We start from the raw sequence: 25,806 nt of genomic DNA on the forward strand, positions 1-25,806 counted from the left end.
TAAGCAAGCGCACATCGCTTGTTCCAACCCAAGTTGAAACCGGAGAAACATCATGACTGCTACCACCCGCACCCTGTCCGCCACCGCCCTGGTTCTGGCCCTTGGTTCTGCACTGAGCATGGCCGCCGTTTCGACCGTCCAGGCGGCCGATAACACCAACATGGAAAAATGCTTCGGCGTGGCCATGAAAGGTCATAACGACTGCGCCGCCGGCGCCGGCACCACCTGTGCAGGCACGGCGAAAATGGATTACCAGGCCAATTCCTGGAAGTTCGTTCCGAAAGGCACCTGCACCACCACCGAAAGCAAGACTTCGCCGACCGGTTTCGGTCAGATGGAAGCCTTCAAGGCCAAGTCCTGATCCACGGCCTGCCCGAGTGACGATCATGATCACTTCCTGCGACCATGCCTTCCCCCGCACTCGGGCAGCCCTCCCCGGGCTCCCGCCCCGTGCCGGGCTGGGGCTCAAGACCGGGCACTTTCGTGAAGTGCTCGGCTCTCTACCGGACATCGGTTTCTTCGAAGTCCACGCCGAAAACTACATGGTGGCCGGCGGCCCGTTCCATCACTTTCTGGGTTTGATCCGCGAGGCGTATCCGCTGTCGCTGCACGGTGTCGGTTTGTCCATCGGTGCCGAAGGCTCGCTGGATGTTCAGCACCTCAAACGCCTGAGCGCGCTGATCGAGCGTTATCAACCCCACTCCTTTTCCGAACACCTGGCCTGGTCGACTCACGGCCCGGTGTTTCTCAATGACCTGCTGCCGCTCGCTTACGACACGCCGACGCTGAATCGCGTCTGCGATCACATCGACCAGGTGCAGAACACCCTCAAGCGCCCGATGCTGCTGGAAAATCCGGCGACCTATCTGGCGTTCGAGCGCTCGACAATCGACGAAGCGGAGTTCATCCGTGAAGTCATCCGACGCAGCGGCTGCGGTCTGTTGCTGGACGTGAACAATGTCTACGTCTCGTGCATCAACCATCAGCGCGATCCCCTGGCCTACCTCGACGCACTGCCGCTGCACGCGGTTGGCGAGATCCATCTGGCGGGGTTTGCCGAAGATTCCGACAGCCTCGGCGATCGCCTGTTGATCGACGATCACGGCGCACCGATCGATCAGGCCGTCTGGTCGCTATACCGACAGGCGCTGGAACGCGTCGGCCCGGTGGCCACGTTGATCGAACGGGACAATCAGGTGCCGGACTTCGACGTGCTGATGGCCGAGGCGCAACAGGCAGACGAGCTTCTGCTTTGCGCGGGAGTCCGGTCATGAATACTCAAGCGGAGTTCAGCGCCGCACTGCTCGATGTCGGTCTGCCCTGCCCCGAAGGATTGTGCAGCGCCAACGGGGCCGATCCGGCCAGTCGATTCGCGGTGTACCGCAACAACGTGCAAGGCTCGTTGAGCAATGCACTGGCCGACAGCTACCCCGTGGTGAGGCAGTTGGTGGGAGAGGAGTTCTTCCGCGCCATGGCCGGCGTTTTCATTCAAAACCACCCACCACACAGTGCGTTGATGAGCGATTACGGCAGTGAACTGGCGGACTTCATCAGCGGATTCGAGCCGGTGTCGAGCGTGCCTTATCTGGCCGATGTCGCGCGACTGGAGCGATTGCGCACGCAGGCCTATCACGCCGCCGATATCGCGCCGCTCAGCCAGGACCGGATCGCTGCGGCCTTCGCGGATCAGGAAGGCCTGAGTCGCTTGCAAATCGGCCTGCATCCTTCGCTGCATGTGTTCGATTCAGCCTTCGCCGTGGTGGATATCTGGGCCGCGCACCAGCACGACGCCACGCTGGCCGGCATCGATCTGGATCAGGCCCAGCACGCGCTGATCCTGCGCAACGGCCTGGAGGTCGAGGTGTTCGCCGTGGATCCCGGCGCCAGCCAGTTCATCGGCCAACTCAAGGCCGGCCTGTCACTGACCGAGGCGCTGGAATCCGCAGAAGCCTTCGATCTCAGCCAGACCCTGGCCCTGTTGATCAGTCGCCACGCCATCACCCATTTACATCACAAGGTTTCGCCATGAACAGCCTCATTGCCCGCGCCATTGCGCTGCTGGAAAAAATCCCGCACAGCCTGATCGCCTTCATCGCGCGTTTTTCCATCGCAGCGGTGTTCTGGAAATCCGGGCAAACCAAGGTCGAGGGCCTGGCCATCGACCTGATCGACGGCACCTTCCAGATCGGCTGGCCACATCTGGCGGACTCGACGATTCCGCTGTTCCAGAGCGAATATCACGTGCCGCTGCTGTCACCGGAAATCGCCGCGCACATGGCGGCGTTCGCCGAGCACTTTTTCCCGATCCTGATCCTCGTCGGCTTCGCCACAAGGTTTTCAGCGCTGGCACTGCTGGGCATGACGCTGGTCATCGAGCTGTTCGTGTACCCCGACGCCTACCCGACCCACGGAACATGGGCGGCAGTGTTGCTGTACCTGATGACCACCGGCCCGGGAAAACTGTCGATCGATCATCTCATCGCCCGGCGTTACCGCTGAAGCCGGTCCAGGGCCTCGCCGCTGCGCTTGAACCAGTCGATCAGGTAATCCGCCAGCACTTGAGTGCGCTTCGGCAGCCCGCCCTGATACGGGTGCACCAGGTACATCGGCATGCGCCGGGTCTGAAAATCCCGCAGGAGCCAGCGCAATCGGCCGTCAGCCAATTCCGTCTGCAACAGATAAGACGGCAGGCGGGCGATGCCGGCGCCAGCGAGTGCGGCCTTTTTCAGCAGGCTGTAGTGATTGCTGGCGAACGGCCCCGATACCCGCACTCGCAACAGCTCATGCTGTTGGTGATACAGCCATTCTTCGCGACCGCCATAGTGACTGTTGAGCAGGCAACGATGCTCGGCCAGCGCCTGTGGCGTCGCCGGTTCGCCGAAACGCTCAAGGTAGGCCGGACTGGCGCAGGTCATTTCCTGCCAGGCCAGCAAAGGCTTGGCCACCAGACGCTCATCGTTGGCGACATCGGTGCGGATCGCCAGATCAAAGCCATCGCGGGAGAGATCGCGGTAGCTGTTGTTCAGCTCCAGCTCGATCTGCACTTCGGGGTATTTCTGCGAAAACTCCAGCACCAGGCCGTCGAAGAAGGTTTCCCCCAGCGACACCGGAACCGTCATACGCACGGGACCTGCCATATCGTCCTTCAAACGCGCCAATGCCTGACGCGCCCTTTCCACCTGGACGACAAGCGCCTGAGCCTGGGGCAACAGCGCCGCACCGGCCGCCGTCAGGCTGAGCCGGCGCGTGGTGCGTTGCAGCAGCACCACGGAAAACTGTGCTTCCAGCTGACTGATGCGCTTGGACAACTGTCCCTTGCTGCACCCCAGTTGCTGCGCCGCCAAGGTAAAACTGCCGGCCTCGATCAACACCGCGAACGCCGCCAGATCATCCATCTCGCTCATGGATTGTTTCCATTTGAAAACCAAAGGTTGCCCATTAGCGCGCTTATCAGCGGAAAAAACCACTCTAGACTGAAAGCTCGTTCAATCACTTGAGGCAAGCACGATGAAAATTCTGTTGATCGGCGCCGGCGGCACCATCGGTTCGGCCGTGGACAAAGAGCTGTCGCAGCGTCACGAAGTCATTCGCATAGGCCGCAGCAGCGGCGATTTCCAGGTGGATATCAGCGACAGCGCATCGATCCGCAAGCTGTTCGAAAAGACCGGCAAGTTCGACGCACTGGTCTGCGCCGCCGGCAACGTGACCTTCGCCCCGCTGGGCGACATGAACGAAGACAGCTTCGCCCTCGGCCTGAAAGACAAGCTGATGGGCCAGGTCAATCTGCTGCTGATCGGCCGTGAATTCGCCAACGACGGCGCATCGTTCACCTTCACCACCGGCGTACTCAGCCACGACCCGATCCGCAGCGGTGCTTCGGCGGCACTGGTCAACGGCGCGCTGGACAGCTTCGTCCGTGCCGCTGCCATCGAACTGCCACGGGGCCTGCGCGTGAACTCGATCAGCCCCACCGTGCTGGTGGAAGCCATGGGCAGCTACGCTCCGTACTTCCGCGGCTACAAGCCGGTTCCTGCAGCGGATGTGGCATTGGCCTACGCCAAAAGTGTCGAAGGCTTGCAGACAGGTCAGACATTTCACGTGGGTTGAAAAACCTTGGCATGCGGCGCTGGGTCAGCGTCGCATCAAGGCCTTAATGCTCCAGCAGCGTGGGAAGCAGCTTGCTGGCGGCCTCGCGGGGCACGCTTATCATCAGACTCGGGCCTTTGATCACCGATTGAATCGTCGCACTCGACACCTGAACGCCATTGATGGACAACTGCAGGGGCTGGTGCATTCCCTCAATCGTCACCTGCTGCAGGCGACGCTGCGCATCCGGGCTCAACGTAACATTGAGCATGACGGCTTGCGGATTCGGATCATCGATTCGTTTGAGCTCAAGGCTCATTTCGGAGAAATCCGCATCCGATGAAAAAGCAATTTCTGCCGCCATCGACGGCCATGAAGCCATCATTGCCAGTACCGCCAATAGCACCCTGCCTGATCCTTTCATAAATACCTCGCGCATCCAAAAGGCGGACAAGGTACGGCCAAATGTCCTTCGTCCCGACTCCCAAAGTTAAGCCAAATGTTTCCGGTACGTGGCAAGTTCAACTCAAGGTTGTGATAAGCGGTCAGCCTGCGTAACGTGACGGCACTTGTCTGGAGAGCCGAAGATGCGTGTTGCCCGTTCCTTGATCGTTGTTGCCCTGCTCCCTCTGTTTGCCGCGTGCCAGTTGTTCGATGGCGCGCGGGAAAGCGCCTCCCACGTCGGCCAGACGCGGATGCAGGGGCAACTGACCGCTGCCGACGGCAAACTGGTGTTCCAGTCGTGCGGCGAACAGCGTCAGTACGTGGTCAACGACATTGGCGGCACCAGCATTCTGCAAGAGGCCGCCACCCTGGCCGATCAACAGGGCAAGCTGTTCGCCGACGTGCGCGGGAAGATCGCCGGTGACCGTCTCGACCTGACCCAGTTGTACCGCGTCGAACGCTCCGGCACCGCTTGCGATGATCCGAACTTCAAGCAACTGATCCTGCGCGCCGCCGGCCATGGCCCGGAATGGAACGTCAAGGTCAGCGGCAAAGGCATGGTCATCGACCGCGAAGGCCAGCCACCGCTCGCTGTGCCCTATGTTGAAGAACAGTTGGGCGACGGTCGTTTCAACCTCAGCAGCGAAGCCAACAACCAGCGCATCGAGCTGTGGGTGGCGCCGCAACGCTGCGTCGACAGCAACACCGGCAGCGTGCAGCACATGAGTGCCGAGTTGCGTATCGACGGCAAGGTGCAGCGCGGTTGCGGGTATTTCGGCGGTTCGCGCAACGACTGATCGTTTTACCCTCACGGGATCCGGCCGTTGCGGCTTATAATCGCCGCCTTCAAACGCCCTGGCGCAGTTGTGCGCCCCGCGAACCGGATCCTGTCATGTTACGAATCACTGAACTCAAGCTGCCAATCGACCATCCCGACGAAGACCTGCGCGCTGCAATCGTGCAACGCCTGGGCATCGCCAGCGATGACCTGCTCGATTTCACCTTGTTCAAGCGCAGCTACGATGCGCGCAAAAAGTCCTCCGAACTGTGCTTCATCTACACCATCGACCTCGAAGTGCGCGACGAGGCCAAGGTGCTGGGCAAGTTCGCCGATGACCGCAACGTCAACGTGGCGCCGGATGTCAGCTACAAATTCGTCGGCCAGGCGCCAAGCGACCTGAGCCAGCGCCCGATCGTGGTCGGCTTCGGCCCGTGCGGGATCTTCGCCGGCCTGCTGCTGGCGCAGATGGGCTTCAAGCCGATCATCCTCGAACGCGGCACCGAAGTGCGTCAGCGCACCAAGGACACCTGGGGCCTGTGGCGCAAAAGCGTGCTCAACCCCGAGTCCAACGTGCAGTTCGGCGAAGGCGGTGCGGGCACGTTCTCCGACGGCAAGCTGTACAGCCAGATCAAGGATCCGAAATTCCTCGGCCGTAAAGTCTTGCACGAGTTCGTCAAGGCCGGCGCGCCGGAAGAAATCCTCTACGTCAGCAAGCCGCACATCGGTACGTTCCGTCTGACCGGCATGGTCGAAACCATGCGTGAAGAGATTCGTGCGCTGGGTGGCGAAGTGCGCTTCCAGGAACGCGTCACCGACGTGCTGATCGAAGACGGCCAACTGGTCGGCGTCGAACTGGCCAGCGGCGAAACCCTGCATTCGAAACACGTGATCCTGGCCCTCGGCCACAGTGCCCGCGATACCTTCCGCATGCTCCACAGCCGTGGCGTGTTCATGGAAGCCAAGCCGTTTTCGGTGGGCTTCCGTATCGAGCACCCGCAATCGCTGATCGACCGCGCGCGACTGGGCAAATACGCCGGTCACCCGAAACTCGGCGCTGCCGACTACAAACTGGTGCACCACGCCAAGAACGGCCGTTCGGTCTACAGCTTCTGCATGTGCCCGGGCGGCACCGTGGTGGCGGCGACTTCCGAGCCGAACCGCGTGGTCACCAACGGCATGAGCCAGTACTCGCGTAACGAGCGCAACGCCAACTCCGGCATCGTCGTCGGCATCACCCCGGAAGTCGATTATCCGGGCGGCCCGCTGGCCGGGATCGAGTTGCAGGAGCGTCTGGAATCCCACGCTTTCATCCTCGGCGGCAGCGATTACAAGGCGCCGGCGCAACTGGTCGGAGACTTCATCAACGGCACGCCGTCTACCGAGCTGGGCGAGGTTGAGCCTTCGTACAAACCGGGCGTGGCGCTGGGCGACCTGGCCCTGGCGCTGCCGGACTTTGCCATCGAAGCAATTCGCGAAGCGTTGCCTGCGTTCGAGAAGCAGATTCGCGGTTATTCGCTGCACGATGCAGTGCTGACCGGGATCGAGACGCGGACTTCGTCGCCGCTGCGGATCACGCGCAACGAGTCGCTGCAGAGCATGAACGTCAAAGGTCTGTTCCCGGCCGGTGAAGGCGCAGGTTATGCGGGCGGGATTCTGTCGGCGGGCGTTGACGGGATTCGTATCGCGGAAGCTGTGGCGCGTGACATCCTGGGTCTGAAAGACTGATCTGCACGACCTGAAACACTGCAAAAACCTGTGGGAGCGAATTCGCTCCCACAGTCGTATTCGGCGTCAGATATTGGCACGCAGAACCGAGGCCGGCAGTGCCTCACCCTTCTCGGCACTCGCCGCCACGGCCGCCATCAATCCTTCCAGCTCATAGCCCTGCGCCTTGAGCCACGCCGGATCGTAATAGGTGTCCGCGTAGCGCTCGCCGCCATCGCACAGGATCGCCACGATCGACCCCGACTCCCCCGCCGCTTTCATCTGCTGCGCCGCCATCAGCGCGCCGATCAGGTTGGTGCCGCTCGACCCTCCCACATGCCGGCCCAGACGCTGCGCCAGGTAATGCATGGCCGCCAGCGACAAGGCATCCGGCACCTTGACCATCGCATCGATCACCTTGGGCAGGAACGACGCCTCCACCCGAGGCCGGCCGATGCCTTCGATCCGCGAGCCGTGGTCCAGACGCAAACTCGCGTCGCCGGTCTGGTAGTAGTCGAAGAACACCGAACGCTCGGCATCGGCGCACAGCACACGGGTGCAGTGCTGGCGATAACGCACATAACGACCGAGCGTCGCGGTGGTGCCGCCGGTGCCGGGGCTGGAAATCAGCCAGGCCGGGCACGGGTGCTGCTCGTAGCGCATCTGCTGGAAGATCGACTCGGCGATGTTGTTGTTCGCCCGCCAGTCGGTGGCGCGCTCGGCATAGGTGAACTGGTCGATGAAGTGCCCATCGTGCTCGCGGGCCAGACGTTCGGATTCGGCGTAGATCTGGGTCGGATCGTCCACCAGATGACTTTTGCCGCCATAGAAGGCGATCTGCGCGATCTTCTCCTTGGAGGTAGTCGCCGGCATCACCGCAATGAACGGCAGCCCGAGCATCCGCGCAAAGTACGCTTCGGAAATCGCCGTCGAACCGCTGGACGCCTCGATCACCGGCGCGCCGGGCTTGAGCCAGCCGTTACACAAGGCGTAGAGAAACAGCGAACGGGCCAGACGATGCTTGAGGCTGCCGGTGGGATGGCTGGATTCGTCCTTGAAGTACAACTCGATGCCCGGAAACCCCGGCAGCGGCAAGGGGATCAGGTGGGTGTCGGCGCTGCGCTGGAAGTCCGCTTCGATGATCCGGATGGCTTCGCGGGCCCACTGTCGGTTGTCGCTCATGGCTGTTGTTCTCGTTGAATCGGGCAGAAGTGCCTTCACAGGCTTAGCCCCCAAGCTTAGGAAAAATCCCACCGCACTGACAGATACAGCTGAACTTCAATACCGTCGGCAACTGCTAGGCTCTGCTGCAGGTCTGGCATGCGCCTTGTAACCATATATAACAAAAAAGAATATAACTTTTGTTTTAACAACTAACAGTACGGGTTAGGGTGTCCCACCTTTTGACTTTATCGATGGAGAGCGACCTTGCCTCTGCGTAGCACTTTCACGCGTTTCTTTCAGTTGGAAGCTGCCAGCGGTCTGTTACTGATCGCCGCGGCCATCCTGGCTCTAATCATCAACAACTCGCCGCTGTCGTGGCTGTACACCGGCCTGCTCGACACCCCGGTGGTCGCGCAGATCGGCGCATTGAAAATCGCCAAACCCCTGCTGCTGTGGATCAACGACGGCCTGATGGCGCTGTTCTTCCTGCTCATCGGCCTGGAAGTGAAGCGCGAAGTGCTCGACGGCCAGCTGTCGAAACCGTCGCAGATCGTCCTGCCCGGCGCGGCAGCCATCGGCGGCATGCTGGTGCCGGCGCTGATCTACTGGTTCCTCAACCGCGACAACCCGGCCGCCCTCGATGGCTGGGCGATCCCCACCGCCACCGACATCGCCTTCGCCCTCGGCGTGCTGGCCTTGCTCGGCAAGCGGGTGCCGGTGTCGCTGAAGCTGTTCCTGATGACCCTGGCGATCATCGACGACCTTGGCGCCATCGTGATCATCGCGATCTTCTACTCCGGCGAGCTCTCGACCCTGTCGCTGGGTCTGGCGGCCGCGTGCATTGCGGCGCTGGTGGCGATGAACCGGCTCGGGGTGGTCAAGCTCGGGCCGTACATGATCATCGGCCTGATCCTGTGGGTCTGCGTGCTCAAGAGCGGTGTCCACGCGACGCTGGCCGGCGTGACCCTGGCGTTCTGCATTCCGCTGCGCACGAAAAACGCCGAACCTTCGCCGCTGCTGACCCTGGAACATGCGCTGCACCCATGGGTGGCCTACGGCATCCTGCCGCTGTTCGCCTTCGCCAACGCCGGTTTGTCGCTGACCGGTGTGACCGCCGAAAGCTTCACCCACCACGTACCAATGGGCATCGCCGTCGGCCTGCTGCTGGGCAAGACCATCGGCGTGTTCGGCCTGACCTGGCTCGCCGTGAAAACCGGCATCGCCGCCCTGCCCCAGAACGCCAATTGGGGCCAGGTGCTGGGCGTGGCGATCCTCTGCGGGATCGGCTTCACCATGAGCCTGTTTGTCGGCTCGCTGGCCTTCGTGCCGGGTGCCAGTGAATACGCCGGAATGGACCGGATGGGCATTCTCACCGGCTCGGTGTTCGCAGCATTGATCGGTTATGCGGTGACCTTGGCGGCGAGCAGAAAGAACACCGCGCTACCTTCCTGATGCCGTAGCGAACAATCCCCACGTCTTTAGAGACGCGTCCTACAGCCACGATTTTCCTGCTTCGTTAACGTCGTGCAGCCCCTTTCGAGGGGCTGCCGATGCATGAACGAAAGGACAATCAGTGGCTGGTCAAAAGGACATTCCCCGGGTTCCCAACCCACCGGCAGGCGACGGGCATCACGTCACCTACCGCTACCTGACGGCCACCGAGCTGGCCGATCAGGACGAGCGACAAAACAAGTACGACGCCATGCTGGCGCGGCAGGACGCCTTCGAACGCGGCCGTGAGGTCGCGGCGAACAAGCCTGAGCCGGTGCGTGCCGGATGTGTGTTTGCCAAGTCCTGCAAGTTGCCGGACGCGATCATCGATTACTCGAATCCTTCGGGGATGGTGCCGACGGACAGCCTGAAAGATTACGGCGATCTGATCCTGCTCGGCGGACGTGAAGCCGATGACAGCGGCGGCGTTGCACTCAAGAAAATCAGCGGCACCGCCATTCCTGCTGGCCTGGGCACCTTTGCTCTCGCCGGTGAGGCGTTCAAGGCTTTGCCCGCGATGGCCTCCGCCGCCGTCGTGGCCCCGCTGGTCGGGTTGGTGGCGCTGTTCATGCCATCGAACCTGAGCGACAGCGCCCTCTACACCGAAGACCAGTTGCTCGCCCTCAAACAGGCTCGAACCCGCGTGCGCTTGCACGTCGAACAGCAGGCCGACGGCAGCCTCAAGGGTTACGGCTTCTACACCGGCAAGAACCGCGACTGGGAAATGGTCGATGTCGTGCAATTCACCGCACGCGATAACCGATTTGTCGCAAACCTTGGCGAAGGCATCGAACTGATCTGGACACCGGCCGTGGACGGCTCCGACATCCTCGGCATCCCCGCGCTGGAGGCCGCCCCGCAGGTACCGCATATCTGGGTGTATCCACCGACGAAAGCGGCGGACGGGATTCTGGTGAACCCGGTTTATCCGCCGGAGTATCGGGATTTCATATTGGTGTTTCCGGCGGGGTCGGGGGTCAGGCCGGTTTATATTGTTTTAAACCTTACTGGCAGAAAGCTTCCGAATCCGGATCACGACTACCATTCAGCACCTGAAACTGAGGAAATATTGGGTTTCCCGGGGTTAAGGGAAGCCAAGAAGAAAACACCCAAACAGGGTGGCGCGGGGCTTCGAGAGCGTTGGACTGACAATAAGGGTAGGACAATCTATGAATGGGACTCGCTGCACGGAGAACTGGAAGCTTATCGTGCAAGTGATGGCAGCCATCTAGGCTCTTTTGATCCGATAACGGGTGAACAGATAGATCCACCCAAGAAAAACCGAAATATTAAAAAGTATTTGTGAGGCTGCAATGGGGCTGAAGTTAAGACTGAATTGGTACGAAAAAATATCCGAGCAATCTGTGGGGAAGGAGTATTCAGCCGATCTCGGTGATGACGGATCAATCATTGAGGCTTTGGGTTTGATGGCGGAAAGCGAAATCTATGATGGGGGTTTTGATGTCAGGACTGATTGGGTATCCCGCCTTCAACCCTTTTTCACTCACAAATTTGACGAAAGCATTTACGACTATCAAATATCGTTTCGGTATAGAAAGAGCTGGTGATATTTGATGGGACTCTCAGAGCATATTGTTCAACTGGTGTGCACCGAATGACTTGCCGATACTCAAAACTAAATCACACGATCGAAGCCTACGACAAGAAAACTGAGCTTCTTGTTTTTGAAGTAAACATTCCAGACGGAAACATCGAGCAGTTAAGAAAGATCATGAACTGGACTAAACCAGAAGATGAAATTTATGGCTACGACCTCGATAGCCAGAAAATAACCGAACTGGAAAATCTAATAGGAACCGAGTTTTTCGACCCAAAATTCGACTTTCAATTAGGTTGTTATGGAAGTAACTAAATAAATTTTCAATAAAAAAACCCGACCAGTCACCTGATCGGGGTTTTTCTTTACCGCTCGTTCCCGCTTAGTGCGAAACGCGGCTGGTCCCGCCGACAGTCGAAATCCGTACGCGCTCACCGACGCGGAACACTTCATTCTCCTGCACTTGCTGCACGTAGGCGCGCATGCTGCCGTCGTCTTCGCGCACGGTGATTTCAACACCTTGAGTACGGGTCAGGCCTTCTTCGGTGGCGGAACCGATCAGGCCGCCGGCCACGGCACCGATAACGGCTGCAACGATGCTGCCTTTACCGCCGCCGATGGCGCTGCCGCCGACACCGCCGACCACAGCACCGGCTGCGCCGCCGATCGGGGTCTTGGTGCCTTCGATTTTCACCGGACGCAGGGATTCGATGGTGCCCATGCGAATCGTCTGCACGCGACGCGCTTCGTCACGGGAGTAGGAGTCACCGGTCAGGCTCGATTGGCAGCCGGCAAGCAACATCGCCATCGTGGAAAAGGAAGCAACCAGCAGAACAGACTTACGCATAGGATCAACTCCAAAGGACAGGTATTCATTAAACTCCGCAGCTTGACGCCTGTCACGGCGCCGCCCGGATAAATTTGGTTTCATTCAGGCCCGGTACAGGGCCTCCACGAACTCACCCAACAGTAGCGCCAAAATACAGAGCTTGCGCCGCCGACCCCAAGGATTTTCATGGATTACTTCATCATTGTCGTCACAACCGTCGCCGGTTTGTACTTCCACTGGTGGTTGTACGTGCGGATCAAACGCTGGATGGACCGCGATCTGGCATTGTCGCTGGCCGGGAAGGATGAAGGCAAACGCGCCTACATGCTCGAACGGCTGGCGCAAGCCCGATCACAGAAGATCAGGCGTCGGGACCTGCCGAAGTGGCTTGAGGCCGCTGCGGCAGGCTATCCCGCTCGGTAGACTGCTTAAGGTGCCAGACGTTCAAGAATCCAGTCGGCGCCCTGCAAACGGTAGTTGAGGCGATCGTGCAGGCGGCTCGCGCGCCCCTGCCAGAACTCGATGCGCTCCGGCAGCAAACGGTAACCGCCCCAGTGTTCCGGGCAGTCGGGCTGAGTGTCGGTGAAGCGTTGCTCGGTAGCCTTGAGCAAGTCTTCCAGTTCACCCCGGCCGTTGATCACCCGGCTCTGCGGTGAAGCCCAGGCGCCCAGACGGCTGCCCAGCGGACGCACCTGGTAGTAGGCGTTGGACTCTTCTGGCGTGACCTTCACCACCCGCCCTTCGATGCGCACCTGGCGCTCCAGGCTCGGCCAGAAGAATGTCATGGCCGCGAACGGATTCGCGGCCAGATGCTGGCCCTTGGCGCTTTCGTAGTTGGTGAAGAAGGTGAAACCCTGCTCGTCCAGTCCCTTGAGCAGCAGAATGCGGCAGTGCGGACGCCCGTCCGCATCGACCGTGGCCAGGGTCATGGCGTTGGCCTCCACGGGCGCCTGCTCGGTTTTCACCGCATCGGCGAACCACTGGTGGAACAGCGCAAAAGGCTCGGCCGGGGCTTGCGCCTCGGTCAGGCCGTCCCGGGTGTAATCACGACGCATATCTGCCAGAGCCTGGGTCATGGCGCATTCCTTTTCGTTAGCGGATCACTGTTTTGCCGCGTCGGTCGCCGCGACTTTCTTGTCGCTGGCGGCGGCTTTGGCTGGAGCGGTTTTCTTCGCCGGGGCCTTCTTCACTGGCGCCTTGGCTGCGGCCTTCTTGGCCGGTGCCTTTTTGGTGGCAGGGACAGCGGCTTTCTTCGCCGCAGGTGCCGGAGTCACAGGCTTGGCGACTGGCTTGACGTCCTGGGCAGCGACCATGGTCACCGGCTTCGGTGCCGGCATGTTGTACTTGCTCAGCAGCGCAACCATGGTGTTCTGCGGGGTCACCAGCAGTTCGACACGACGGTTCAGGGCACGGCCTTCAACGCTGTCGTTGGCCGCACGCGGGGCATCGGCGCCCATGCCGCGCAGCATCAGGCGATCACGCTGCAAGCCGCTGAGACGGAAGATTGCCGCCACCGACTGAGCACGTTCCTGGCTCAGTTTGGTGTTGTCGGCTGCGACACCGGCGTTGTCGCTGTGGCCCAGTACCAGGACCGCGGTTTTCGGGTCGGCTTCGAGGATCTTGGCGATATTGGTGAACGGGCTCAAGGTCACCGGCAACAGCATGGCAGGGCGTTTCGGGTTGAACGAACCTTCAACCGGCGCGGTTACCACGAGGACGTTTTCACGGCGCTCGAATTGCAGGTTGCTGCCCTTGATCGCGTCACGCAGGCGCGGCTCGTAGTCGTCGAGCCAGGCCTGGGTCACTTTCGGGTCAGGCATCGGCACGGCTTTGGCGGTGTCCTGAGACTTGCCGCCGAACGGCCACCACCATTTGGTGCCGGTATCGGCATCAGCCTTGGCGACAACGGCAGGCGCGGCTTGCGGTTTGACTTCGGGCTTCACGTCGGCCTTGGCCTTGTCTGCCGAATCGTCGGAGCCGAACGGCCAGTACCAGTGGCTGCTGCTCTCGGTCTTGGCGACCGGGGCGGTAGCGGCGGGTTTCACCGGTGCTGGCGCCGGAGCCGGCTCCTTGGCCGCGACCTTGTCGGAAGAGCCGAACGGCCACCAACTGCCGCCATCGGCGTCATTCTTGGGAGTCTGAGCGCAACCGGTGATCGCGAAACACAGGGCCAGAGCGAGAGTTTGTTTGGACGACATTGGAAACCCACAAAAATTAGTAATGGACTATCAGAGGACTTTCGCCCGGATAAACAGACGCTTTGAATCGAAAAGCCGAATGAGGTTCCGGCCCTGGAACCTCCAGTAACGTTTTACAGACAAGTGGCAAGCACCCGCGCCAGCTTCTGCGCGCGCGGATCCATCAAGACGTACGGCCCCAGGGTATTTGTCACAAATCCGAAGGCCACATCGTGCTCCGGATCAGCAAAACCGATGGAGCCGCCCGCCCCCGGATGCCCGAACGCCCGTGGGCCGAGGCCATAGGTGGCGTTCGGCACATCAGGTTGATCGAGCATGCAACCGAGACCGAAACGGGTGCGAGTCAGCAAGGTCTTGTCCTCGCCGAGGCTGTGTTCCCGGGTCAGTTCGTCGAGCATTTCGCTTTCCAGCAGGCTGCCGTCGAGCAGACCGGCGTAGAACCCGGCGAGGCTGCGCGCATTGCCGTGGCCGTTGGCCGCCGGTTGCTGCATGCGCCGCCATTCCGGTTTGTTGGTGCTGGTGAGCACCGACGGCGGATTGGTGAAGGCACGGGTGGTCATGGCGGTGGGTTCACGCATCGTGACTTGCAGCAGGCGCTGGGCGGCGGCATCGCCGACATTGCCCTTGCCACGGGCGATATGCGCGACGCGGTAGAACTCTTCGTCGGCCAGGCCGACATGGAAATCCAGCCCTAGAGGTTTGGCGACTCGGGCCACGATGGATTCACCCGGGCCGCGACCGTCGGCCCGACGCAGCAACTCGCCGATCAGCCAGCCGTACGTGATCGCGGCATAACCGTGACCGGTGCCCGGCGTCCACCATGGTGCTTCCGCCGCGAGGGCGTCGACCATGGTCTGCCAGTCATACAGGGCTTCGGGGGCCAGCAGTTCGCGCAGGGCCGGCAGACCGGCCTGATGGCAAAGCAGTTGGCGCAGGGTCACGGACTCCTTGCCGGCAGCGGCGAATTCCGGCCAGTAACGGGCGACCGGCGCATCGAGTTGCAACTTGCCTTCGGCCACCAGCTGCAACGCGGTGACGGCGGTGAAGGTCTTGGTGCAGGAGAACAGGTTGGCGATGGTATCGCTGTGCCAGGCTTCGCTGCCGTCCTTGTCGGCGGTACCGGCCCAGAGGTCGAGGACGGTTTCCCCGCCGACCCGGATGCACAACGCGGCGCCACGTTCCTGGGGATCGTCGAACAGTGCCGCGAAGGCTTCGCGCACCGCTTCGAATTGAAGCTCGTAATGTCCCTGAATCTGCACCCGCAACTCCCCCGCGAAAACGCTCTACAAAGTGGCCCGCATTGTTCCAGCCCTTGAGGGTTTTGGGAACAGCGGCGGGCCGGGCGGTCCTGCCTTAATGACCGTTGCCGGAGTGCCCGCCGGTATGGCCGGCGCCCTGCCCCGGGCCTTTGCCGGCCTCGCCCTTGCGCCCGCCTTCGGTCTCGTGACCGGCCTTGTCCGCCGCCGCTGCGGCTTTCTCGGCTTCTTTGCCGAGTTGATCGAGGGTCGCCAGATTGCTCTTGCGCACGGTTTCGACGAAGCCCTGATACGGCAAGTCAGTCACGCCAACCAGACCGAAGTGACCGTTTTCGCCATCGAGCAGACGTCCGGTCACCGGTTGATCGAGGTACTGGAACCAATGCACGCCGACAATCGACGGCTCGCTCAGCGCCTGCTTGAGGAAGTTGGCGTAGGCCGGGCCACGATCTTCTTCCTTGTTCAACGGCGTCACGCCGCCCCAGAACGGGCCGCGATCGGTGGAGCCGAAGTTGAATTCGGTGATCAGCACCGGTTTGTCGAGGCTGCGCAGCGCGGCGAAGTCATAACCGTCTTGTGGTTTCAGGGTGTACATGTTGAAGCTCAACACATCGCAATACTGCGCGCAGGAGGCCACGGCTTCCGGCGTGCTGATGGCGAAGCGACCGCCCAGCAACAACTGGTTCGGCGCGTGCCATTTCAGCGAGTCGGAAATGGTCTTGAAGTAAGTGTCGGCGAAGACCTTCTGGAAGTATTTGAAGTCCGCCTCGATTTCCGGGTGTTCCGGATTCGGCAGCGGCGCCTCGAACCCCGGGTCTTCCATCAATTCCCACGCCGGCAGATCGATACCCCAGGCCTTCGACAACCCCGCCTGATTGCGATACTTGTCGCGCAACTGCTTGAGGAACGCACGCTTGGCCGGTACGTCGGTGGTCATTTTCAACGTGCCGTAGGCCAGCGCGTAACGCGACTTCGGATCATCACCCGGACCGGCCCAGGCCAGTTCGTTGTCGGCGAAGTAGCCGATCAGCCACGGATCGTCGCGATGATCACGGGCGGCAATCGCCACGGCGCGTTCAGTGGCCATGGCGAAACGCGGATCGAACGGGTCAGGCATACCGCCCCACCAGTCGTTGCCGGTACTGATGCTGGTGTAATCGCCGACGATCGACAGCGGCAAGGTGTACGGCACGCGCTCGGCGTCGCCCAGTTGCGGTGCGCTCCAGTTGCCGACGGTGTTGAAACCCCACGCCTGCAAGCGGTCGAGGGTATGGCCGGTCCACTTCTGCTCGTCGATGGTGGCCTTGCACGGCGCAGCAGGCGCTTTCTCGGTCGCCGCCGGCGTCGCGCAAGGTTCGCCGTACAGGCGCTGCAGGTTGGCACCATAGAAGTCATACCAGCGTCCGTTGCCGTAGCCACGGCCCTGATCGGCCCCGTTGCCGCCACGGTTGTCGCCTTCACCGAAGTGAATGGCCAGTGGCTCATCGGATTTTGGCAGGAACTCGAACATGTACTCGCGCCCGGCCACGTAGGTCTGATTGACCTCGGGGCTGACGGTGTTCACGCCCAGGGAATAGAACGGATGGCCCTCCGGCGTCACCAGATACCAGCGACCATCGAGTTTTTCGGTGCGGAAGAAGCCGCTGGCCTTGAACGTCGGGCCTTTGTTCAAGCCGCCGAACTTGTCCAGCGACGACTTCTCGCGCTCGGCCAGCCAGGCTTTCAGCTGTTGCTGTTCCCTGGCGGCAGCGGATTTCAGTTGTTCGTCATTGGCGACTTTCTCCGGCCATTTGCTGCGGGTCGACTGACCGTAGGCATCCACCAGATTGCCGTAGGCGGCTTTGATCACCTCGCCCTCGTCCTGCACGCCGAAGCGCTCCAGCAACAGGCTTTGCGCGGCTTTCGGCTGATCCATCGACAGACTGACGGATACCACCTGGCTGCGATCCAGCTCACCGGAGCTGCTGGCCAGCAGGATGCGCTGCCCGTCGATCGTCATCGGCATCAACGGCCCGGCCTTCATGCCCTGGCTCAACGGCGAGGTTGCAGTCAACGGCACGAGCAAGGTCTGCGCCGGTCCGGCCGGCAGATCGACGCGGCTGACCAGGGTCTTGCCATCGTTGCTCTGGATTTGTACGTAGACGGTCACCGCCCAGTTCATGGCGCTCTGGATGCGCAGGCTCATCATCCCGGACTGCGACCAGTCCCAGGCACCGGTCTGCGGGGTCAGGCGCAGGGTCGGACGCGCCACCGGGTTGAAAGTCACCCGGCGCAACACTTCGCCTTCGGGGGTCTGCTCGGCGTTGGCTTGTGGCAAGTCGGCGTTTTCGGTCGCCACTTTCACCACGTCGGCGGGGCGGACAAAGTTGAACAAGGTCTGCTGCCCGGCAGGTGCCGCCAGCAAAGGCGCAGCGAAAACCAGGGCAAAAAGGGCAGGCAACGAACGACGAATCATGAGAACAGATTTCTCCCTAACGACCAGCAATGGCCAATGGAAAAGCGATGGCGTAGAGATAGACAACGCGGCGGGCAAAACTGCCCACCGATGTCTCAGGATATTTCACGACGGAAAGGAGGCAACGCATTGAGGATCGCCTTGCCGTAGCGCTGGGTGACCAGTCGCCGGTCCAGCAAGGTGATGGTGCCGCGGTCTTCTTCGGTGCGCAGCAGACGGCCGCAGGCCTGAACCAGTTTCAGCGAGGCGTCGGGCACCGAGATTTCCATGAACGGATTGCCACCCCGGGCCTCGATCCACTCCGACAGCGCGGCTTCGACCGGATCGTCCGGCACCGAGAACGGAATCTTGGCGATCACCACGTGCTCGCAATAGGCACCCGGCAAGTCCACCCCTTCGGCGAAACTGGCGAGACCGAACAGCACGCTGGAATCACCGCCATCGACCCGCGCCTTGTGCTTGTTCAGGGTTTCCTGCTTCGACAGGTTGCCTTGAATGAACACTTGCTTGCGCCAGTCGCGGTCGAGACCGTCGAACACGTCCTGCATCTGTTTGCGCGAAGAGAACAGCACCAGACTGCCTCGCGAGCCTTCGACCAGCTCCGGCAGGTCGCGGATGATCGCGGCGGTGTGGGCGGCGGCATCACGCGGATCGGCTTTCAGGTCTGGCACCCGCAACACACCGGCATCGGCGTGATGGAACGGGCTCGGCACCACGGCGGTGACGGCTTTTTTAGGCAGCCCGGCACGCATGCGGAAACGGTCGAACGTGCCGAGGGCGGTCAATGTCGCCGAGGTCACCAGACAGCCATAGGCCACGTTCCACAGACTGCGGCGCAAGGTTTCGGCAGCGAGGATCGGGCTGGCGTTGACCTCAATGTCGAACAGCGAACCGCTTTCGGCCAGGGTCAGCCAGCGGGCCATCGGCGGGCTCTCTTCCGGGTCTTCGGCGGTGAACGCGGTCCACAGCTCCCAGTTGCCGGAGGCACGGGACAACAGGCTGCCGAACAGTGGATACCATTCTTCGGCCTGGTTGCTGGCGATGCCGATGTTGACCTCGCCGTCCATGCCTTCCTTGAGCAGGTCGGTCAGGCGGGTAAACAGGTCGTTGAGACGTGAGTAGCCTTTCTTCAGCTCGATGCCCATCTCGCGCATGTGCTCGGGAATCACCCCGCCGATGAAACGATGGCGCGGGCGCTCGCGGCCTTCGACATCTTCGCCGGGCTTGAAATCGGCGATCTGCTCACAGGCGGTGAACATGAATTGCTGCTGGGTCTTGATCTCCCGCGCCAGCTCCGGCACTTGCTCGATCAGCTTGCCGAGGTCCCCCGGCAGCGGATGCTGGGCCAGCAGTTTGGTGAGATTCTTGGCGGTGGTTTCCAGCCAGTCGGCAGTGGAGCGCAGGCGCGTGTAATGGGCGAAGTGGCCGATGGCCTTGTCCGGCAAGTGATGGCCTTCGTCGAATACATAAATGGTGTCGCGCGGATCCGGCAGTACTGCCCCACCACCCAGCGCAAGGTCGGCCAGCACCATGTCGTGGTTGGTGACGATCACGTCGACCTTGCCCATGCCTTCGCGCGCCTTGTAGAAAGCGCACTGGCCGAAGTTCGGGCAATGGCGGTTGGTGCACTGGCTGTGATCGGTGGTCAGGCGCGCCCAGTCGGCGTCTTCCAGCGCGTTGGGCCAGCTGTCGCGGTCGCCGTCCCATTTATTGCCGGCGAGCTTTTCGATCATGCTGGTGAACAGTTTCTGACTGGCCTCGTCGACCTCGATCTTGAAGCCTTCTTCTTCGAACAACTGTGCCGTGGCAGTCTGCGCGTGGCCTTCCTGCAACAGCATGTCGAGCTTGGACAGGCACATGTAGCGGCCACGGCCCTTGGCCAGGGCGAAGCTGAAGTTCAGCCCGCTGTTGCGCATCAGGTCGGGCAAATCCTTGTAGACAATCTGCTCCTGCAGGGCGACGGTCGCGGTGGCGATCACCAGGCGCTTGCCGGCGAGTTTCGCCGTGGGGATCGCGGCCAGGCTATAGGCCACGGTCTTGCCGGTACCGGTGCCGGCTTCCACCGCGACAATCGCGGGGTCGCCACTGCGCCGGCCTTCGTCGTCGGTGTCGATATCCCCGAGGACCTTGGCGACTTCAGCGATCATCAGGCGCTGGCCGTAACGCGGCTTGAGGCTCTTGGCCTCTAGAAAACGCGAGTAGGCGCCCTGGATCGTGGTTTTGAGTTCAGTGCTGATCATTGAGTGTCGGGCGCAAAAAACGCTGGATAAATTTTCAGTGGTTCGGATCGGCCGCTATCATACCCCGCTAATCAATCCCGCGCAGAACGGAGTACCCCAATGACACCTTTTAGCCTCGTTTACCCCCTGCATGTACTGGCCGCCCTGGTGTGGGTCGGCGGCATGTTCTTCGCCTGGATGGTGCTGCGCCCCGCGGCTGTGAAGGCTTTGGACGGCCCTAGACGGCTGACCCTGTGGGTGGAAGTGTTTCAAGGTTTTTTCCGCTGGGTGTGGGGTGCGGTGATTCTGCTGCCGGTGACCGGGGTCGGCATGTTGCATCTGCAGCACATCGGCTTTGAGACCGCGCCGAAGTACGTGCAGGTAATGATGGGGTTGTACGTGGTGATGACCGCGCTGTTCATCCGGGTTCAGGGGTTGATGCTGCCGGAATTGCGCACGGCGGTCGAAGCGAAGGACTGGCCGACAGGTGCGGCGGTGCTGGGACGGATTCGTCGGGTGGTGGGAATCAATTTGCTGGTCGGCGTGCTGCTGGTAGCGATTGCGGCGGCGCGACCTTCGTTTTGATGGGGTGCTGATCGTTCCCGCAGCGCGGGAACGATCATTTGGAAATTCGCTTACAGGCGCTGAACCGTAACCGAACCCGCCGCACCGGCCGGCCCCGGCTGCCCGTCAGCCCCCGGCTTGCCGTTCTTGCCACCATCGGCGCGATACACCAGGCAACCTTTGGACTTGCCGCCCGCCCCCGGTTTGCCGCCAGGCCCGGCCGGACCACCGGCGCCGCCGGCCACTTCGACCTTGATCAACTCGGCCGGAAATTCACGTGGCACTTCCAGACGCACCAACGCGCCGGGCGCACCCGGCTGGCCATTGCTGCCGTCACTGCCATCGAAACCGTGCCCGGCCTGGCCCCAGGTGCAACCCGGTTCCTGACCATTGGCGCCATCAAGCCCGACGAACCCCGGCGCACCGGTACCGCCGCGTGCATCGACGATCAGTTGCGGTGCGTTCAGCGCCTTGAATTGCAGATTGAGGTTACGTCCGGCACGGGCCGCTTTTTCATAGGTCCCCGGAGCGCCGCGAGCGGTGATCCGGCTGCCTTCGGCAAACGCGGCGCGGGTGACTTTCAGATCCAGTGCCTGTTCGCCCGGGACGATGGCAATGCGGGCTTCGCGGCCCAGTTGCAACTCGCCGACGCTCAACTCGGTCACGTTGGATGGCACCAGCAAAGTGCCGTAATCGGCGACCACCAGTTTCTCCAGTTGCAGCGTGCTGGCGGTGTTGGGCAAACGCATCAGCGAATTGGGCTCGACATTCACTACCTGTGCACAGGCCAGAGGACTGATAAAAGCAGCGAGCAGGCAAAGTTTACGCATGGGAAGCCTCCGGAGCGGCCGGGGCCGGGATGGTTTGCAGGTGGAAAACGCCGAACAGCAGGACACGGCCACGATCACGCCATGGGTGCGGCCGCCCCTTGAGGCTGGCGTTGCACAGCAGCACTTCAAGGAGGTGGATGGCCAGCAGCAGGACGCCAGCCAGATTGACCAGCAGATGCAACGGATGAACAAACGGTACCAGCTGATTGGCCAGTACCACGCAGCAGAACACCAGGGTCAACAATCGCCCCAGCCCACAGAACACCTTCATACGCTCCCCCGTGTTGCGAATTATTCTTTGGGCGCACAGTAACGGCTTCCGTACGGGATAAGCCAGAGGGGCAAATAAAAAAGTTCCGGGCACTCGTCGGATGGCTGCCGGTTCGACGTTGATCGTCGACCGACAGCTCTAGCCTGCGGACTACAGAAGAGTCCTAGCGATTGATGTGCAGTTCCACACGGCGATTTTGCGCGCGCCCTTCTTCGGTCTCGTTGTCGGCAATCGGTTCGCGCTCGCCACGCCCTTCACTGGTGAGTTTTTCCGGCGCCAGCCCCTGACTCAACAGATAGGCCGCCACGCTGCTCGCGCGACGTTCCGACAAAGCCTGGTTGTAGGCATCGGTGCCCTTGCTGTCGGTGTGACCGATGACCTTGATGCTCACCACGTCGGCATTGCGCAGTTTGTCCATCAACGCATCGAGCTGGCTTTTCGCGGCCGGAGTCAGGTCGGACTTGTCGAACGCGAACAGCACGTTGCCGGCATCGCTCAGGGTGATGACTTCGGATTGCGGGGCCGGTTCGGCCGGTTTCTCGGTGACCGGATATTGCGGCAGCGGACAGCCGCGATGATCGACCGGTGTGTTCGGTGGAGTGTCAGGGCAACGGTCGCGGCGGTCGAACACGCCATCGCCGTCTTCATCGCCATCCTGGGCATAACAGATCAGCCCGCCGGTGAGGATACCCAGTGCCGCACCGCCTGCGGCCCAGCCACCGTTTTCAATGGCGCCGAGACCGCCGCCGACCAGTCCGCCAATGACGCTGCAGATCGGCCAGGTACGTTGATTGAGGGGGGCAGTGCCATCGCTGTGGGTAGCGCAGCCGGTCAACAGGCTGCCTGCCAGCAGCACCGGTAAGACGGACCGTGAGAGAACACTCATATGAAAGCTCCTGTGTCACCGGCCCATACCGGTTACACAGGAGTAAAGACCCGCATCCACGACTGCACAAGCCGCGGATGCGAGGGCATCAACGCTCGATTTTGATTTCCGTGCGACGGTTCAGCGCGCGGCCATCGGCGGTTTTGTTGTCCGCCACTGGCTGGCTTTCACCGGCACCGGTCACCGAAACGAAGCTTGAACGTGGCACACCATCATGGATCAGGTATTCCACCACCGAGTGCGCCCGACGATCCGACAGTTTCTTGTTGTAGGCATCACTGCCCACGCTGTCGGTATGACCGGTCACAGTCAGCCGCGCTGTGCTCGATTCCTGTTTCAGGCGCGTGGCGACCTTGTCGAGAACCAGCTTGTCGGAAGGCGTCAGGGTGGCCTTGTCGAACTGGAAGTGCACATCGCGGATAACGATGGTTTCTTCCTTGACCACTACAGCTTCTTCAACGACGGGTGCAGGGGCCGGGAATGGGCAGCCGTCTGCGTCGACCTTGGTGCCGCGAGGCGTGTGCGGGCACTTGTCGCGACTGTCCGGCACACCGTCGCCGTCTTCATCGCCATCACCGTGCACCCAGCAATAGGCTGCCGCCGTACCGCCGACCAGCAACGCGCCGTAACCGGCCCAGGACGAGCTTTCCGTCGCCCCGAGACCCGCGCCGACGACACCACCGACTGCCGCACAGGTCGGCCAGTCGGTTTTCTGCAAACCTGCGCAACCAGTCAACACACTGGTTAGCAGAACCAAGGGTAATGCTGTCCGAACTATGCTCATCTAGTTTTCTCCTGAGGGATCGGCTTAGAACCGATTCAGGGAGTAAAGACCGGAGTTTTAATCTCCGCCAGCAATAGGCCACTGCTGTTTGCGAGCGTGTTCACAGGGCTTCAATGCATTTGCCGCAAACCCGCAGAACAGAGATCTAGGCCTTGACGCTCGGGCAGGCTAGTCTTGGCGATCTGATTGAGGAGCTTCGATGAACGTCGCGATTTCTTCCCGCACGCCACAGCAGGCACTGGCCGCTCTGCTCGACCGCTACGCCCCGGCACGTCTGCTGCTGATCGGCGCCAGCGAATTTCCGGCGCTGGCCGCTTTCAAGGATGCACATCCGGACACTTGCGTCGCCCACGCCGCGCCCGGCGCCTTGCCCGCAGACCTCGCCGCACAGCGTTTCGACCTCGCGCTGGTGGTCGATTGCCTGGAGCATTTGCCCAAGCGTGATGGCCTGAATCTGCTCGGCGGGATCCGCAACCTCAACGCCAGCCGCATTGCCGTGCTGGCCGACCTGCCGGCCAGTGGCTGGCAGGAAACCGATTTCTATTCTCTGGCTCTGCAGGCCAGCGAACGCTTCGCCCGGGATGAGCAGGTGCTGACCCTGTTCACCTATGATCTGCTTGACTACAAACAAGTCCCCGACTGGCTCAACTCGCGGTTCTGGGCCAATCCGGAAAACTTCGGGAAATACTGGTGGTAATGCAATGAGTACAGCCATTTGCCCCTGCGGCAGCGGCAACCTGCTGGATGCCTGCTGCGGCCATTATCATGCGGGCCATCCGGCTCCGTGCGCCGAAGCCCTGATGCGTTCGCGCTACAGCGCCTATGTGCTGGGCTTGATCGATTATCTGGTGGCGACCACCCTGCCCGCCCAGCAGGCCGAGCTGGATCGGCAGTCGATCAGCAACTGGAGCGCATCGAGCACCTGGCTCGGCCTCAACGTCGAGAGCTCGGAAGTCTTCGGCGGCCAGCCGGAACACGCCTTCGTCACCTTCACCGCGCGCTGGCACGACAGTCAGGGTGAGCACAGTCACCGCGAGCGATCTTCGTTCGTACAGAACGGCGGGCGCTGGTACTTCATCGATCCGACCGTACAGCTCAAGCTCGGGCGCAACGACAGCTGCCCTTGCGCCAGCGGGCAGAAGTTCAAGAAGTGTTGTTTCAGCTACATACAATAAGCCGACAAGGACGCCGCACCATGCAAATGACGAAACAGACTCTGCGTGAAAAACATACTGAAAATTTTCCATTATTCAAAGAATACGCTGAACATTTAGAGAATGTCCTAAAAGACAAATTATCTAAAAACAACATCAAATATCACATTACCGAGTCAAGAGCTAAAGACACCGAAAGCTTTGTAAAGAAAGCGATAAAACCGGAAAAAAACTACCGAGACCCTTTCAATGATATTACTGACCTCGTCGGCTTGAGAGTCATCACATTCTATGAAGACGACCTGGAAAAAATAGAAGAACAATTCTCCGGGATATTCAAGCCAACGCAGGACAAGGAAGTAAAAATGCCAGAAGGGGAGTCGAGCTTTGGCTATCGCTCCGTTCACTTCATTTTTCAAATAGATCCTGAACTGGAAACCCCGGAAAAATTTAAAGTTTTGAAAGATCTGAAATTTGAAATCCAGATCAGAACTGTACTTCAGCACGCATGGGCAGCCATTTCTCACAAACTTGATTACAAACGCGACTCTGACGTACCTGAAAAGCTGAAACGCAAACTCTTTCGGCTTTCGGCGCTCTTCGAAATAGCAGATGACGAGTTCGTGTCACTCAGGTCGATGTCAGCGCTGGAATCCACTAACATTGAAAGAAAAATTGAAAAAGAAGAAATCGATCTCCCGATCGACGCGATTTCCTTGAGAAAATATATTGCCCACTCGCCTACTGTCGTAGAGCTATCCACGGCTGCAAGAAACGCTGGTTTTTACGTAGACGACCAGAATGAAAACGACTATTCCAGCAGCGATACACTTTCGAGGCTGATTCAAACCTGTAATTCGGCGGGCCTGTTTGCCATCCCCGAATTCGAAAAAACACTGAAAGCATCAATTAAAGAAGCTCAGAACTACTTTAAGCAGCATATCAACTCCAATGTAGCGCGCGGCAGTCATCGCTGGTCTGCGAGTATTGGCTTCATCTGTCAGCTTATTGTTCTTTGGCAGAAGTCAACTTCTCTCAGTGAAACCCATTTGATTGACCTTGGCTGGGAACCAGAGATGGCACGACAAGTATTCAATGTTGCGGAAAACTTCAGCCACCCCTGAAATAGCCT

Annotated in this window: 29 protein-coding genes; 16 read left to right on the forward strand and 13 right to left on the reverse strand. The window is 60.7% G+C overall.

The annotated features are described in order from the left end of the window. Positions 1-52: 52 nt before the first annotated feature. Genes AC07NR_RS02125 through AC07NR_RS02140 form a run of 4 tightly spaced genes read left to right on the forward strand, consistent with a single transcriptional unit; the run spans position 53 to position 2,499 of the window. Complete coding sequence (locus AC07NR_RS02125) at positions 53-361, forward strand: BufA1 family periplasmic bufferin-type metallophore (protein ID WP_192563787.1); 309 nt, start codon at positions 53-55, stop codon at positions 359-361. 25 nt (positions 362-386) lie between these two features. Continuing rightward, positions 387-1,274 carry an MNIO family bufferin maturase gene (gene bufB, locus AC07NR_RS02130; protein WP_495077710.1) on the forward strand — a complete coding sequence of 296 codons (888 nt, stop codon included), beginning with the start codon at positions 387-389 and terminating at the stop codon, positions 1,272-1,274. After that, positions 1,271-2,029, forward strand: coding sequence for an HvfC/BufC N-terminal domain-containing protein (locus tag AC07NR_RS02135; protein WP_495077711.1), 759 nt, complete (start codon positions 1,271-1,273; stop codon positions 2,027-2,029). Before bufB ends, AC07NR_RS02135 begins: the two co-directional genes overlap by 4 nt. Beyond that, entirely contained in the window at positions 2,026-2,499 is a 474-nt protein-coding gene (locus AC07NR_RS02140) for a DoxX family protein (RefSeq protein WP_085712953.1), read from the forward strand. Before AC07NR_RS02135 ends, AC07NR_RS02140 begins: the two co-directional genes overlap by 4 nt. On the opposite strand, the gene AC07NR_RS02145 is transcribed toward AC07NR_RS02140, so the two are convergent. Next, on the reverse strand, positions 2,490-3,404 hold the full coding sequence (locus AC07NR_RS02145) for a LysR family transcriptional regulator (protein WP_085712952.1): 915 nt from the start codon (positions 3,402-3,404) through the stop codon (positions 2,490-2,492). The two genes, AC07NR_RS02140 and AC07NR_RS02145, sit on opposite strands and share 10 nt — an antisense overlap. Before the next feature lie 103 nt (positions 3,405-3,507). Between AC07NR_RS02145 and AC07NR_RS02150 the strand changes: the two genes are divergently transcribed. Then, positions 3,508-4,107 carry a short chain dehydrogenase gene (locus AC07NR_RS02150; RefSeq protein WP_085712951.1) on the forward strand — a complete coding sequence of 200 codons (600 nt, stop codon included), beginning with the start codon at positions 3,508-3,510 and terminating at the stop codon, positions 4,105-4,107. A gap of 43 nt (positions 4,108-4,150) precedes the next feature. Here AC07NR_RS02150 and AC07NR_RS02155 read toward each other — a convergent pair whose 3' ends face one another. Beyond that, on the reverse strand, positions 4,151-4,510 hold the full coding sequence (locus tag AC07NR_RS02155; RefSeq protein ID WP_495077712.1) for a hypothetical protein: 360 nt from the start codon (positions 4,508-4,510) through the stop codon (positions 4,151-4,153). 163 nt (positions 4,511-4,673) lie between these two features. On the opposite strand from AC07NR_RS02155, the gene AC07NR_RS02160 reads away from it, so the two are divergent. Beyond that, the gene (locus tag AC07NR_RS02160; RefSeq protein ID WP_134825718.1) at positions 4,674-5,327 is read left to right on the forward strand and encodes a COG3650 family protein; all 654 of its coding nucleotides are present in this window, start codon (positions 4,674-4,676) and stop codon (positions 5,325-5,327) included. Between the two features lie 95 nt (positions 5,328-5,422). Beyond that, the gene (locus tag AC07NR_RS02165; protein ID WP_085712949.1) at positions 5,423-7,036 is read left to right on the forward strand and encodes an NAD(P)/FAD-dependent oxidoreductase; all 1,614 of its coding nucleotides are present in this window, start codon (positions 5,423-5,425) and stop codon (positions 7,034-7,036) included. A 66-nt stretch (positions 7,037-7,102) separates the two neighbouring features. Here the strand turns inward: AC07NR_RS02165 and AC07NR_RS02170 are convergent, their stop codons facing one another. After that, positions 7,103-8,197, reverse strand: coding sequence for a PLP-dependent cysteine synthase family protein (locus tag AC07NR_RS02170; RefSeq protein ID WP_495077713.1), 1,095 nt, complete (start codon positions 8,195-8,197; stop codon positions 7,103-7,105). Between the two features lie 246 nt (positions 8,198-8,443). On the opposite strand from AC07NR_RS02170, the gene nhaA reads away from it, so the two are divergent. The 4 genes from nhaA (at position 8,444) to AC07NR_RS02190 (ending at position 11,543) form a co-directional block, all read left to right on the forward strand. Then, positions 8,444-9,631: a Na+/H+ antiporter NhaA gene (gene nhaA, locus AC07NR_RS02175; RefSeq protein ID WP_085729906.1), complete on the forward strand. Its 1,188-nt coding sequence runs from the start codon at positions 8,444-8,446 to the stop codon at positions 9,629-9,631. Positions 9,632-9,752: 121 nt separating this feature from the next. Then, a complete protein-coding gene (locus tag AC07NR_RS02180; RefSeq protein WP_495077714.1) occupies positions 9,753-10,976 on the forward strand; it encodes a colicin E3/pyocin S6 family cytotoxin in 1,224 nt (407 codons plus the stop codon). A 7-nt stretch (positions 10,977-10,983) separates the two neighbouring features. Then, complete coding sequence (locus AC07NR_RS02185) at positions 10,984-11,238, forward strand: colicin E3-like toxin immunity protein (RefSeq protein WP_423205050.1); 255 nt, start codon at positions 10,984-10,986, stop codon at positions 11,236-11,238. Between the two features lie 47 nt (positions 11,239-11,285). Next, positions 11,286-11,543, forward strand: a complete 258-nt coding sequence (locus AC07NR_RS02190; protein WP_495077715.1) for a DUF7683 domain-containing protein — start codon at positions 11,286-11,288, stop codon at positions 11,541-11,543. 67 nt (positions 11,544-11,610) lie between these two features. Here AC07NR_RS02190 and AC07NR_RS02195 read toward each other — a convergent pair whose 3' ends face one another. After that, entirely contained in the window at positions 11,611-12,075 is a 465-nt protein-coding gene (locus AC07NR_RS02195) for an outer membrane lipoprotein (RefSeq protein WP_065261914.1), read from the reverse strand. A gap of 168 nt (positions 12,076-12,243) precedes the next feature. On the opposite strand from AC07NR_RS02195, the gene AC07NR_RS02200 reads away from it, so the two are divergent. Next, positions 12,244-12,480: a hypothetical protein gene (locus AC07NR_RS02200; RefSeq protein ID WP_085712943.1), complete on the forward strand. Its 237-nt coding sequence runs from the start codon at positions 12,244-12,246 to the stop codon at positions 12,478-12,480. 5 nt (positions 12,481-12,485) lie between these two features. On the opposite strand, the gene pdxH is transcribed toward AC07NR_RS02200, so the two are convergent. The 5 genes from pdxH to dinG all read right to left on the reverse strand — a co-directional run bounded on the left by pdxH (position 12,486) and on the right by dinG (position 20,206). Beyond that, positions 12,486-13,133, reverse strand: coding sequence for a pyridoxamine 5'-phosphate oxidase (gene pdxH / locus AC07NR_RS02205; RefSeq protein WP_495077716.1), 648 nt, complete (start codon positions 13,131-13,133; stop codon positions 12,486-12,488). A gap of 24 nt (positions 13,134-13,157) precedes the next feature. Next, positions 13,158-14,255 carry an OmpA family protein gene (locus AC07NR_RS02210; protein ID WP_495077717.1) on the reverse strand — a complete coding sequence of 366 codons (1,098 nt, stop codon included), beginning with the start codon at positions 14,253-14,255 and terminating at the stop codon, positions 13,158-13,160. A 113-nt stretch (positions 14,256-14,368) separates the two neighbouring features. Continuing rightward, entirely contained in the window at positions 14,369-15,514 is a 1,146-nt protein-coding gene (locus tag AC07NR_RS02215; RefSeq protein ID WP_085712940.1) for a serine hydrolase domain-containing protein, read from the reverse strand. 94 nt (positions 15,515-15,608) lie between these two features. Next, positions 15,609-17,966: a beta-galactosidase gene (locus tag AC07NR_RS02220; RefSeq protein ID WP_305837047.1), complete on the reverse strand. Its 2,358-nt coding sequence runs from the start codon at positions 17,964-17,966 to the stop codon at positions 15,609-15,611. A gap of 95 nt (positions 17,967-18,061) precedes the next feature. Further along, positions 18,062-20,206 carry an ATP-dependent DNA helicase DinG gene (dinG, locus tag AC07NR_RS02225; protein ID WP_085712938.1) on the reverse strand — a complete coding sequence of 715 codons (2,145 nt, stop codon included), beginning with the start codon at positions 20,204-20,206 and terminating at the stop codon, positions 18,062-18,064. A gap of 99 nt (positions 20,207-20,305) precedes the next feature. Between dinG and AC07NR_RS02230 the strand changes: the two genes are divergently transcribed. After that, positions 20,306-20,770 (forward strand): CopD family protein, encoded by a 465-nt coding sequence (locus tag AC07NR_RS02230; RefSeq protein ID WP_495077718.1) that lies wholly within the window; start codon positions 20,306-20,308, stop codon positions 20,768-20,770. Between the two features lie 50 nt (positions 20,771-20,820). Here the strand turns inward: AC07NR_RS02230 and AC07NR_RS02235 are convergent, their stop codons facing one another. The 4 genes from AC07NR_RS02235 to AC07NR_RS02250 form a co-directional block, all read right to left on the reverse strand. Further along, positions 20,821-21,579 carry a collagen-like protein gene (locus AC07NR_RS02235; protein ID WP_495077719.1) on the reverse strand — a complete coding sequence of 253 codons (759 nt, stop codon included), beginning with the start codon at positions 21,577-21,579 and terminating at the stop codon, positions 20,821-20,823. Continuing rightward, positions 21,572-21,850, reverse strand: coding sequence for a DUF1145 domain-containing protein (locus AC07NR_RS02240; protein ID WP_114881704.1), 279 nt, complete (start codon positions 21,848-21,850; stop codon positions 21,572-21,574). Before AC07NR_RS02240 ends, AC07NR_RS02235 begins: the two co-directional genes overlap by 8 nt. Before the next feature lie 163 nt (positions 21,851-22,013). Then, the gene (locus AC07NR_RS02245) at positions 22,014-22,736 is read right to left on the reverse strand and encodes a PA1041 family peptidoglycan-binding anchor lipoprotein (protein ID WP_495077720.1); all 723 of its coding nucleotides are present in this window, start codon (positions 22,734-22,736) and stop codon (positions 22,014-22,016) included. An 88-nt stretch (positions 22,737-22,824) separates the two neighbouring features. Beyond that, positions 22,825-23,520: a PA1041 family peptidoglycan-binding anchor lipoprotein gene (locus AC07NR_RS02250; RefSeq protein ID WP_248738111.1), complete on the reverse strand. Its 696-nt coding sequence runs from the start codon at positions 23,518-23,520 to the stop codon at positions 22,825-22,827. 199 nt (positions 23,521-23,719) lie between these two features. On the opposite strand from AC07NR_RS02250, the gene AC07NR_RS02255 reads away from it, so the two are divergent. From AC07NR_RS02255 to AC07NR_RS02265, 3 genes are read left to right on the forward strand one after another with little or no spacing between them, the layout of a single operon-like run. Continuing rightward, a complete protein-coding gene (locus AC07NR_RS02255) occupies positions 23,720-24,217 on the forward strand; it encodes a DUF6231 family protein (protein ID WP_065261926.1) in 498 nt (165 codons plus the stop codon). A gap of 4 nt (positions 24,218-24,221) precedes the next feature. After that, positions 24,222-24,695, forward strand: a complete 474-nt coding sequence (locus AC07NR_RS02260) for a YchJ family protein (protein ID WP_495077721.1) — start codon at positions 24,222-24,224, stop codon at positions 24,693-24,695. Between the two features lie 20 nt (positions 24,696-24,715). After that, positions 24,716-25,798 carry a GTP pyrophosphokinase gene (locus tag AC07NR_RS02265; protein ID WP_495077722.1) on the forward strand — a complete coding sequence of 361 codons (1,083 nt, stop codon included), beginning with the start codon at positions 24,716-24,718 and terminating at the stop codon, positions 25,796-25,798. Positions 25,799-25,806: the final 8 nt, after the last annotated feature.

The organism is Pseudomonas sp. GW821-FHT09C09 (assembly GCF_059418105.1).